The organism is Sphaerisporangium sp. NBC_01403 (genome assembly GCF_045040145.1).
GTDB lineage: Bacteria > Actinomycetota > Actinomycetes > Streptosporangiales > Streptosporangiaceae > Sphaerisporangium > Sphaerisporangium viridialbum.
The window spans coordinates 3819963-3830723 of the sequence record NZ_CP109534.1; the positions used below are offsets into that span (position 1 = coordinate 3819963).

9 protein-coding genes are annotated in these 10761 nt (G+C 72.1%); 2 read left to right on the forward strand and 7 right to left on the reverse strand.

Annotation, left to right across the window (positions count from 1 at the left end):
• Positions 1-125: 125 nt before the first annotated feature.
• Positions 126-4241 (forward strand): SpoIIE family protein phosphatase, encoded by a 4116-nt coding sequence (locus OG589_RS17445; protein WP_405150307.1) that lies wholly within the window; start codon positions 126-128, stop codon positions 4239-4241.
• Positions 4238-4534: an STAS domain-containing protein gene (locus OG589_RS17450; protein WP_405150309.1), complete on the forward strand. Its 297-nt coding sequence runs from the start codon at positions 4238-4240 to the stop codon at positions 4532-4534. The genes OG589_RS17445 and OG589_RS17450 overlap by 4 nt, the downstream gene beginning before the upstream one ends.
• A gap of 179 nt (positions 4535-4713) precedes the next feature.
• On the opposite strand, the gene OG589_RS17455 is transcribed toward OG589_RS17450, so the two are convergent.
• The 7 genes from OG589_RS17455 to OG589_RS17485 are packed head-to-tail and all read right to left on the reverse strand — an operon-like array spanning position 4714 to position 10734.
• Positions 4714-5517: an SDR family NAD(P)-dependent oxidoreductase gene (locus tag OG589_RS17455; protein ID WP_405150311.1), complete on the reverse strand. Its 804-nt coding sequence runs from the start codon at positions 5515-5517 to the stop codon at positions 4714-4716.
• A 33-nt stretch (positions 5518-5550) separates the two neighbouring features.
• The gene (locus tag OG589_RS17460; protein WP_405150313.1) at positions 5551-6978 is read right to left on the reverse strand and encodes an NAD-dependent succinate-semialdehyde dehydrogenase; all 1428 of its coding nucleotides are present in this window, start codon (positions 6976-6978) and stop codon (positions 5551-5553) included.
• Entirely contained in the window at positions 6975-8081 is a 1107-nt protein-coding gene (locus OG589_RS17465) for an NADH:flavin oxidoreductase/NADH oxidase (protein WP_405150314.1), read from the reverse strand. Before OG589_RS17465 ends, OG589_RS17460 begins: the two co-directional genes overlap by 4 nt.
• Entirely contained in the window at positions 8078-9016 is a 939-nt protein-coding gene (locus tag OG589_RS17470; protein ID WP_405150316.1) for a zinc-binding dehydrogenase, read from the reverse strand. Before OG589_RS17470 ends, OG589_RS17465 begins: the two co-directional genes overlap by 4 nt.
• Positions 8938-9117, reverse strand: coding sequence for a hypothetical protein (locus tag OG589_RS17475; RefSeq protein WP_405152269.1), 180 nt, complete (start codon positions 9115-9117; stop codon positions 8938-8940). The genes OG589_RS17470 and OG589_RS17475 overlap by 79 nt, the downstream gene beginning before the upstream one ends.
• A 9-nt stretch (positions 9118-9126) precedes the next feature.
• Entirely contained in the window at positions 9127-9846 is a 720-nt protein-coding gene (locus tag OG589_RS17480; RefSeq protein ID WP_405150318.1) for an SDR family NAD(P)-dependent oxidoreductase, read from the reverse strand.
• Positions 9847-9849: 3 nt separating this feature from the next.
• A complete protein-coding gene (locus tag OG589_RS17485; protein WP_405150320.1) occupies positions 9850-10734 on the reverse strand; it encodes a sugar phosphate isomerase/epimerase family protein in 885 nt (294 codons plus the stop codon).
• Positions 10735-10761 lie beyond the last annotated feature (27 nt).

The window sequence follows — 10761 nt, forward strand, 5'->3', positions numbered from 1 at the left end:
ATCCTACGAAACCGTTGGAGTGTTCCTCTGCGATCGGCGAGCCGGTGCCCCCGGCCACTCAGAGGGGAAGAACGCGAAGCGATGGGCGGGCAGCGGAACCGATGTCTTCAGAGGGCGGCCGGTCCATGGACCTGATGTTCCCCGGCGCCAGCGAGATGGCCCGGCGGATGCGCGCCTACCCGTGGTCCGGCACCTCCATGGGCGAGCCGGAGACCTGGCCGACGAGCCTGCGCACCGCCTGCCGGATCTGCCTGACCTCGCGGTTCCCCATGATCGTGTGGTGGGGGGAGGAGCTTCGGTTCCTCTACAACGACGCCTACCTGCCGCTGCTGGGTTCCAAGCACCCCGCCCTGGCGAAGCCCGGCGACGAGGTGTGGACGGAGATCTGGCACACCATCGGCCCGATGCTGCGATCGGTGATGGCCTCGGGCGAGGCGACCTGGTCGGAGGACCTGCTGCTGCCGATGAACCGGCACGGCTACTGGGAGGAGACGTACTGGACGTACTCCTACAGCCCGCTGCACGACGACGACGGCACCGTGCGGGGAGTCTTCACGGCGGTCAGCGACACCACCGAACGGGTCATCGGTGAGCGCCGCCTGGCGGTGCTGCAGGACCTTGGCGCCCAGGCAGGCCGAGCCCGCAGCGTCGCCGAGGCGTGCCAGCTGGTGGGCGAGGTCCTGGAGCGAGCGGGACGGGACGTGCCGTTCTCGGCCATCTACCTGCGCCGCCCCGGCAGCGACGACCTGGTACTCACCGCCACGAGCCCGCAAGGTGCGGCCCTCACCCCGCTGGCGGACGGCCCGGGCGGCTGGCCGGCGGAGCAGGTGCTGCGCACCGAGCAGCCGGTGGTGCTGACGGACGTGGTAGAGCGGTTCGGGCACCTGCCCGCGGGGGGCTGGCAGACGCCGCCGACGCAGGCCATGGTGCTGCCGCTGGCCGGCGAGACCGGGGGTCAGACGGTCGGGGTGATCATGCTCGCGGCCTGCGCCGGCCGGGCTCTTGACGAGGCGTACGAGTCGTTCCTCGGGCTGGTGGCCCGCCAGTCCGCCGCGCTGGTCAACGCTGCCGTGGCCTACCAGCTCCAGCAGCGCCGCGCCGAGGAGCTGGCCGAGCTCGACCGGGCGAAGACCGCGTTCTTCTCCAACATCAGCCACGAGTTCCGCACCCCGCTGACTCTGATCATGGGACCGGTGCAGGAACTGCGGGGCGAGCTGGCCGGCGCCGGCCCGAAGGTACGCGAGGACCTGGAGGTCGTCCACCGCAACGGCCTGCGCCTGGGCAAGCTCGTCAACACCCTGCTGGACTTCTCCCGCATCGAGGCCGGGCGGATGCAGGCCCGTTACGAGCCGGCGGACCTGGACTCCGTCACCGCCGAGCTCGCCAGCGTCTTCCGGTCCGCGATCGAGAAGGCCGGGCTCGCCTTCGATGTCGACTGCCCGCCGCTGCCCGAGCCGGTGTACATCGACCGGAGCATGTGGGAGAAGGTCGTACTCAACCTGCTCAGCAACGCGCTGAAGTTCACCTTCGAAGGGTCCATCCGGGTCGCGCTGCGCGCCGAGGATGGGCACGCGGTCGTCACGGTCGCCGACACCGGCATCGGCGTGCCCGAGCACGAGCTGCCGCGGCTGTTCGAGCGTTTCCATCGCATCGAGAGCGCGAGATCGCGCTCCAACGAGGGCAGCGGCATCGGGCTCGCGCTGGTGAGGGAGCTGGTCGGCCTGCACGGCGGCAGCATCACCGCCGGCAGCGCCGAGGGTGAGGGAACCACCTTCACCATCCGCGTGCCCTTCGGCCACGAGCACCTGCCCGCCGACAGCCTGGTCCCAGCCGGCGCGGCGGACGGGGTGTCGGCCACCGCCGATCCGTTCGTCGAAGAGGCCCTGCGCTGGCTGCCCGGCGATGACGACCCGCGGGGGGCGGTGCCGGCCGCCGCCACGGCCTCCGGCGCGGCGCACCCGCACGGGTCCCCCGAGGCTGCCCTGCCCCGGGTGGTGGTCGCCGACGACAACGCCGACATGCGCGACTACCTCACGCGCCTGCTGCGGCCGGCTTACCAGGTCAGCGTGGTCACGGACGGCCGGTCCGCCCTTGAGGCGGTCCGCGCCGACGCTCCCGACCTGCTCATCAGCGACGTGATGATGCCGCGCCTGGACGGCCTTCAACTGGTGGCCGCGTTACGGGCCGACCCGCGCACCGCCGATGTCCCGGTGCTGCTGCTGTCGGCCCGGGCCGGGCAGGAGGCCTCGATCGAGGGCCTTGAGGCGGGCGCGGACGACTACCTGGTCAAACCGTTCTCCTCCGCCGAACTGCTCGCGCGCGTACGGGCGAACGTGGAGCTGGCGCGGATGCGCACCCACCACGCCCGATGGCGCACCGCGATGATCGACTCCCTGCAGGAGGCGTTCTTCGTCACCGACGAGACCGGTGCGGTCATCGAGATCAACGCGGCGTTCACCGACATCCTGGGCTACGGCCCCGAGGGCCTGCCGTACACCCCGCTGCATCCCTGGTGGCCGAGCGAGGCCGACGACCCGCAGGCGCACCGCATGGTCGCCGAGGCGTTCGCCCGGCTGGTGAGCGAAGGCAGGGGCAGTTGCGTGGTGCCCGTCACCCATGGCGAAGGGCACCAGATCTGGGTGACGGCCACCTTCAACGACGTCACGGACCCCGGCACCGGCGGGCGAAGGATCGTGGGCACGCTGCGTGACGTCACCGCCGAGCACTACCTCGTGCAGCGCGAGACGGCCCTGGCCGCCCTCAGCATGCGGATGTCCGAGGCGGGCACCCTTTCCGAGACCCTGGCAGAGGCGCTCGCGTCCCTGCGGGAGGTCTGGCACGCCAGGCAGGTCCTGGCCGCCCTGTGGAGCGGCGCCGGGGAACCCGGGCTGACCTCCACGGACCCAGGGGCCGGGTGGCAGGACGTGCCGGAGGACATCCGCGAGCGGCTCGAGGCACTGCGGGAGTGCCCGCCACTGCGTCCGATCGCGAACCAGGCGGACGGCGCCGGCATCACCCTGGAGCACCCCGGCGGGCTGCTGGTTCTCTGGATCGACCTGGGCCAGAACCGGCCCTTCACCACCGAGGACCAGACCCTGCTGGCGCTGCTGACCGGACACCTCGGGCAGGGGCTGCACCGGGCACACCAGCTTGACCAGCAGCGCGAGGCCGCCGTGGCCCTGCAGCGCGCCATCCTCGGCCCGTCGCGGCTGCCCGCCGGCTTCGCCGTACGCTACGAGCCGGCCACCCGACCCCTTGAGGTCGGCGGCGACTGGTACGACATCGTGCCGCTGTCCGGCGACCGCGTCGGCATCGTGGTCGGCGACTGCGTGGGCCGAGGGCTGGAAGCCGCGGCCGTCATGGGACAGTTGCGCAGCGCCTGCCGCGCCCTGCTACTCCAGGAGGCCGGCCCCGCGCAGGTGCTGACGGCACTCGACCGGTTCGCCGCCCTGGTCCCCGGCGCCAAGTGCACCACCGTCTTCTGCGGCGTCTTGAACACCACGAGCGGCCACCTCGTCTACTCGAGCGCCGGCCATCCTCCCGGCATCCTGGTCCACGCCGACGGGACCACCCGGCTCCTGGACGGGGGGCGCTCCACCCCGCTGGCGGTCAAGCCGGACCCGGCCAGGCCGGACGCCGAGTACACCATGCCGGCCAGGTCCACGCTGCTGCTGTACACCGACGGCCTGGTCGAGCGCCGCCGGCGTCCGCTGACGGCCGGCATCGACGAGGCCGGCGCGGCGGTCCAGGACGGCCGCGCCACTCCGATCGAGGACCTGGCCACCCAGGTCATGAACCGGATGACGCCGGACAACGGCTACAGCGACGACGTCGCTCTACTGCTCTACCGGCAGCCCGCGCCGCTCGAGGTGGCCTTCCCCGCCGAATCCAGCCAGCTTGCCCCCGTACGTATGGCTCTGCGCGACTGGCTGAGCCGTTGCGAGCTCAGCCCCTCGGTCATCCAGAACGTCTTGGTGGCGGTGGGCGAGGCCTGCGCCAACGCGATCGAGCACGGCCACCGCGACGCCGTGGGCCATACGGTTCGCCTGCGGGCGGTCGCCACGTCGGCCGACCTGCATCTCACCGTGTCCGACAGTGGCCGCTGGAAGACCCCGCACCCCGAGGCCAACACCCACCGCGGCCGGGGAATCGCCCTGATGCACGCCCTGATGCAGCAGGTCACCATCCAGCCCGGCACTGCCGGCACCACCGTCCACATGCACGCGAGGATCACCCCATGACCACATCCCTGACTCTGGCCACCTCACGACGCCCGGACGGCACCCCGGTCCTGGTCGTCCGCGGTGAGATCGACATGAGCAACGCCGGCGAATTCGACGCCGCCATCACCCGAGCCGCCAACGGTGACGCTCCGCTCCTCGTCGACCTGAGCGCCGTCGAGTACCTCGACAGCGCCGGTCTGACCGTGCTGTTCGCCCATGCCTCTGGCATCGAACTCGTCGCCAACTCTCTCTTGGCCCCCGTGCTGTCCATCTCCGGGCTCGCGGACGTCACCACGGTCCACGGACTCTGAACCCAGCCCAGATTGAGGCCGGAACCCGGCGCGCCCTCACACCTCATGAACACAGCGAAGCCTGATCGCGGCACGTTTCTGAAAGCGGCGCCGGTCGCATGCGGACATGGTGGACCAGCACTCCGATCGCCCCTTCCCGCCCGCAGAAGGACTGACAGAAGGTGCCGCGAAGCCGGTGCTCAGTAGAGGGCGCGGACGCTGCCGCCGTCGACGCCCCACACCGATCCGGTCACGAACGACGACAGCGGGCTGGCCAGGAACACCATCACGTTGGCCACCTCCTCGGGCGTGCCGAGCCGGTGGAGGGGGAGCTGCCGTAGCCGCATCTCGTGCTCGACGGCCGCCATCGGCTCCAGGCCGTGCAGCTCGGACAGGGTGTCGGCGAAGCCTCCCGGCTTGGTCCAGAACGGCGTCCAGATGGGCCCGGGGGCCACGGCGTTGACGCGGATGTGCGGGCCCTCGGCGCGGGCCAGTCCCTTGGTGACCGCGAGGACTGCGGCCTTGGAAGCGGCGTAGTCGATGGGCTGGGTCTCGGGCTGCCGGGCCAGGTCGGAGGCGTTGTTGATGATCGTCGGGGAGTTCCGCGAGGCGCGCAGGTGCGGCAGCGCGGCCCGGCTGACTCGCACGTAGCTCATGAAGTTGAGGTTCATGGTGTGCAGCCACTCGTCATCGGTGAGCTGGTCGAAGGTCCGGACCGCGCCGGAGCCGACATTGTTGACCAGGATGTCGAGGCCGCCGAGGATGTCGAGCGCGACTCCGACGGCCGTCTCGCAGCCGGTCAGGGTGGACAGGTCGGCATGGGCCGGGCTGAAGGCGCCGCCGAGCGCCTCTGTCTCGCTCGCCAGCTCGGCCAGCAGCTTCTCGTCATGGTCGGCGGCGACCACGTCGGCGCCTTCGGCGAGCATGGCGCGGACGACGGCCGCGCCGATGCCGGAGGCGCCTCCGGTCACGAGGACCTTGCGTCCTTCGAGGTTCACCTGCATTGTCGCTCCATTCGGGTGTTATGGGGTCGTGCGTCACACATCGGCGGCGATGTACTTGGTCTCCAGGAACTCGTGGATGCCGTCGAATCCGCCCTCGCGTCCGAGGCCGCTCTGCTTGTATCCGCCGAACGGGGCGGCCGGGTCGGACAGCACGCCCCGGTTGACGGCGACCATGCCGGATTCGAGCCTGTCGGCGACCTGAAGCCCTCGGCGCAGGTCGCCGGAGTAGACGTAGCTGATGAGCCCGAAGGGGGTGCCGTTGGCGCGGGCCACCGCCTCCTCGTCGTCGTCGAACGTCACGATCGGGGCGACCGGCCCGAAGATCTCGACGTCGAGGATGTCCGCGTCCGGCGCGACGTCCGCGAGGACCGTCGGAGGGTAGAACGCGCCCGGCCCGGCCGGGACCGAGCCGCCGGCCACGGGCCGCGCGCCCGCTCCGGTGGCACGGTCGACCAGCTCGGCGACCTTCCCGCGCTCGGCGGTGGACACCAGCGAGCCGATCTCGCTGGACGGGTCGAGCCCGGGTCCGACCTTCAGCCCCGCCATCGCGTGCGCGAGGGCCGAGGTGAACTCCTTCGCGACGGAACGGTGGACATAGAAGCGGTTGGCCGCCGTGCAGGCCGCGCCGCCGTTGCGCAGCTTGGCCACCATCGCGCCCTGAACGGCGGCGGTGACGTCCGCCCCGGCCAGCACCAGGAACGGCGCGTTGCCGCCGAGCTCCATCGACGTCCGCACGACCTGGTCGGCCGCCTCGTGCAGCAGGACCCTCCCCACCTCGGTCGATCCCGTGAACGACAGGTTGGTGACGCGCGGGTCGTGCAGCATCTCGCGGACGCGCTGGGCGGTCGGGGCGGCGACGACGACGTTGACCACGCCGTCGGGGACCCCCGCGCGCCGCAGGACGTCGGCGATCGCCAACGCGGTGAGGGGGGTCTCGGTGGCGGGCTTGAGCACGACCGAGCATCCGGCCGCGAGCGCCGGCCCGATCTTGCGGGTGGCCATCGCGGCGGGGAAGTTCCACGGGGTGATGAGCAGCGAGACGCCGACCGGCTGGTGGGTGACGATGATGCGCTTGTCGCCTCCCGGCGCGAGGCGGTAGTCGCCCTGGATCCGGACGGCCTCCTCGGCGAACCAGCGGAAGAACTCGGCGGCGTAGGTCACCTCGGCCTTGGCGTCGGCGAGCACCTTGCCGTTCTCGCGGACGATGAGCTCGGCGATCTGACCGGCCTCCGCGGTCATCAGCTCGAAGGCCCGCCGAAGGATCTCGGCTCGTTCCCTCGGGGCACGCGCGGCCCAGGGCCCGAGCGCCGAGGAGGCGGCGTCGACCGCCTGGGCGCACTCCTTCTCGCCCGCGACGGCCACCTCGGCGATGGTCTCGTCGAGCGCCGGGTCTCTCACAGGTATGGTCGAGGTCCCCTCGACCCATTCGCCACCGATGAACAGCTCGGACCTGTACTTCACGACGCCTCCAGCTCTTGTGAATCGATGCGCCGGTGCCCCGGCTTGGCACGCTCGTACTGCACGGGCCACGGCACGGCGGCCCCCACCGCGCTCGCGGCCCGCAAGGCCCAGCGGGGGTCGCGGAGCATGGCCCTGCCGAGCAGGACCGCGTCGGCCTTGGCCGAGCCGATGATCTCCTCCGCCTGTTCCGGCTCGGTGATCCTGCCGACGGCCGCCGTACGCACCCCCGCGCCCTCGCGCACCGCGTGGGCCAGGTCGCTCTGGTACGCCCCGTCGGCGGGGATCTCGGCGTCGGGCACCAGCCCGCCCGAGGAGCAGTCGACGAGGTCGACGCCCAGGCCGGCCAGCCTGCGGGCGAATCCGATCGACGACTCCAGGTCCCACCCGCCCGGCACCCAGTCGGTGACCGAGACGCGGACGAACAGCGGGCGGTCCGCGGGCCATTCCTCGCGCACCGCGGCGGCGACTTCGAGGGGGAACCGCATCCGGTTCTCGTAGGACCCGCCGTACCGGTCCTGCCGCCGGTTGCTCAACGGGGAGAGGAACTCGTGCAGCAGGTATCCGTGGGCGGCGTGCAGCTCCACGACGTCGAACCCCGCGTGCAGGGCCCGTACGGCGGCGGTGGCGAAGGCCCGCCGGGTGGCGTCGATGTCGCCGAGGGTCATGGCCGCCGGCGCGGGCAGGTCGCCGTAGGGAACTGCGGAGGGCGCCAGCGTGGGCCAGCCGCCCTCCGCGGGCGGCACCCACACCTCGCCCGTCCACGGCGTCGAGGTCGACCCCTTGCGCCCGGCGTGGGAGAGCTGGATACCCAGCGGCGTCTTCTGGCTGTGCGCGTACCGCACGACACGCGCCCACGCCTCGGCCTGCTCGTCGGACCACAGTCCGGCGCAGTGGGGGCTGATCCGGCCCGCCGGGGTGACGCCGGTCGACTCCGCGACGATCAGGCCGGCGCCGCCGCTCGCGAGCGATCCCAGGTGCACGAGGTGCCAGTCCCCCACGACGCCGTCCACGGCCGAGTACTGGCACATCGGCGACACCCAGGCACGGTTGCGGAAGGTCGCGCCCCGGACGGTCAGCGGCGTGAACAGGTGCGAGGTGCTCACGGACGCCGCCCGCCGTCCGGGCTGAGCATCACCTTGGCGTGCCCGGCCGAGTCCCGCGCGGCCGAAAGGGCGGCGGCGCAGTCCTCGAACGCGAACACGTCGGACACCAGCGGTTCGAGGTCGAGCCCGGTGCGGTCGAGCAGCCGCAGCGCCGGCTCCCAGATGTGCGGCGGGGCTCCGGTGGACGAGAGCACTCGCAGATTGTGGTTCTGGATCTGGTGCAGGGAGACCTGGGCCGAGCACCGGTGTGACAGGCCCATGAACAGCAGCCGGGCGTCCCGCGCGGTGACGTCGAAGGCCGCGGCCTGCGCCGAGGGCGCGCCCGACGCCTCGACGACCAGGTCCGCGCCCCGCCCGCCGAGGGCCCGCAGGACGCGCGCCGCGGTGTCCTCCCCCTCGGAGACCTGGACACAGTGGTCCGCGCCGAGCGCATCGGCGATCCTGAGCCGCTCGCCGCTGGGATCGACGGCGACGACCCGCGCGCCCAGGCTCCGGACCAGGCCGACCATGGACAGCCCGATCGCGCCGCATCCGAGGACCGCGACGGTGTGCCCGGCGTCGGCTCCCCCGGCGGTGCGCAGCCCCTGCAGGCAGCAGGCGAGCGGTTCGACCAGGGCGGCGCGCAGCGACGAGACCGCGGGTGGCACCGCGAAGCACATCGCCTCTGGCACGGTGAAGGTGTCCGCCATGGCGCCGTCGGTGGACACGCCGAACCAGATGTTGCCGCCGAGCGAGCCGTGGCCGATCACGCGGTCGCCGGGGCGAAACCGGGAGACGCGCGCGCCGGCCTCGACGACCACGCCGGACCACTCGTGGCCGAGCACGTGCGGGAACTCCACCTCGAAGCCCGGGTCCATCACTCCGAAAATCTGTTCCAGGTCCGATCCGCAGATGCCGACATAGTCGGGCCGGACGCGCACGGCGTCGGCGGCCACGGTGGCGTCGGCAGCAGGTCGCAGCTGACCGTGATGCCGCCCGCGCCCTGGTGGACCACCACGGCCCGGCGCGCGGCGCCCGCGTCGTAGGTCGTCGTCATCAGCCCTCCTCAGTGGACGATCAGGCCGCCGTCGACAACGAGTTGCGCCCCGGTGATGAAGGACGCCTCGTCCGAGGCGAGGAACAGCACGGCGTTGGCGACCTCGGCGGCGCTGCCGGCCCGGCCGAGCGGGGTCTGCCGCACCAGCTCCGCCGAGATCTCCGGGTCCTGGGCGTCGGTCATCGGCGTGGTGATCAGGCCAGGGTGCACCGAGTTGACCCGGATGCCGTCGGCCGCGTAGGAGATCGCCGCGTTCTTGGTCATGACCGTCACGGCGCCCTTGGACGCCTGGTACGCCGCGACGCCGGCCGAGCCGATGAGGCCCCACGCGGAGGACATGTTGACGATCGCCCCCGCTCCGGCCCGCCGCATGACGGGGATGACCGAGCGCATGCCGTAGAAGACGCCGGTCTGGTTGGTGGCGACGATGCGGTGCCAGACGTCCAGGGGGATCTCGGTCAGCGAGTCGTAGGAGCCGACGAAGCCGGCGCAGTTGAACAGCACGTCGACGCGCCCGTGCCTGCCGTCGATCTCCTCGACCAGGCCCGCCCAGGCGGGAAGGTCGGAGACGTCGAGCTTCCTGTGGAAGACGCGGTCCTCGTCGCGGGGGCCGGCCGCGATGTCGGCGGCGTAGACCAGGGCCCCCTCCCGCGCGAATCGTTCCGCCGTGGCCCTGCCGATGCCGCTCGCGGCGCCGGTGACGATGCAGATCTTGTCCGCCAGCCGCATTGCCTATTCCTTTCCGTTGGTCTCGCGTGCCGCGTCGGCGGCGTCGAACCGCCCGGCCGCCGTGGCGTACGCCTCGGCGACGGCGGATTCCAGGGGGCGCGTCCGGTAGGTTTCGGAGAGGATCTCGACGCCCCAGGGCCCGGTCCACCCGATGTCGCGCATGACGTTGATGAACTCGGCGACCCGGAAGGAGCCCTGGCCGCACAGCCGCCGCCGCAGGACGGTGTCGGTGTAGCCGTCCCCGACCTGCTGGGCGTCGCCGTCGTCGAGCTCCACGCCCTTGATGAGCGCGAGCGGCACCTGGGCGAGCTCCTCCAGGGTCGCGCCGCCGCGCTCGACGTGCCACAGGTCGACCATCAGGCCGCCCGCCGGGTGGCCGGCGGTCCTCACCAGGTCGAGGCCCCGCGCGAGGGTGTCGATGTTGGAGAACGGCATGAACTCCAGCGCGACGGTGGTCCCGGCCGCCGCGAACGCCTCGCAGACCCGGTGGAATCCCGCCGCCCAGCGGTCGCGCTCGAACGGGCCGCCCGTGATGTCCGGCCCGACCTTGACGTGGTGCGGGGACAGTGCCTCCGAGGCCTCCACCAGGAGTTTCAGCGTGCGGTCGGACTCGTGGCGTTCGGGCTCGTCCTTCCACCAGTCGGTGAGGAACTCCAGCTCGAGCGTCGTGATGCCGTTGTCGTCGAGTACCTTACGCAGCGTCGGCAGGTCCGACGTGCGAAGGAAGGCCTCAAGGTCGACGTGCATCAGCCCGAAGCCGGTGAACCCCGCTCGGGCCGCCTGCTCGACGCGGGCGGGCAGCGGTAGCGGGCTGGCGTCCCGGCCGGGCAGGGGGACGGCGTCGCCGGCCGTCGTCCAGCAGGTGGCCAGCAGGTCATGGTGCGTCATCGGGGTTGGCTCCTCGGGAAGGGTGTG

Bases quoted from the DNA above. Each gene is read 5' to 3' on its own strand.
- OG589_RS17445 (WP_405150307.1), top strand. From the start codon at position 126: ATGGACCTGATGTTCCCCGGCGCCAGCGAGATGGCCCGGCGGATGCGC.
- OG589_RS17450 (WP_405150309.1), top strand. From the start codon at position 4,238: ATGACCACATCCCTGACTCTGGCCACCTCACGACGCCCGGACGGCACC.
- OG589_RS17455 (WP_405150311.1), bottom strand. From the start codon at position 5,517: ATGCAGGTGAACCTCGAAGGACGCAAGGTCCTCGTGACCGGAGGCGCC.
- OG589_RS17475 (WP_405152269.1), bottom strand. From the start codon at position 9,117: ATGACGACGACCTACGACGCGGGCGCCGCGCGCCGGGCCGTGGTGGTC.
- OG589_RS17480 (WP_405150318.1), bottom strand. From the start codon at position 9,846: ATGCGGCTGGCGGACAAGATCTGCATCGTCACCGGCGCCGCGAGCGGC.
- OG589_RS17485 (WP_405150320.1), bottom strand. From the start codon at position 10,734: ATGACGCACCATGACCTGCTGGCCACCTGCTGGACGACGGCCGGCGAC.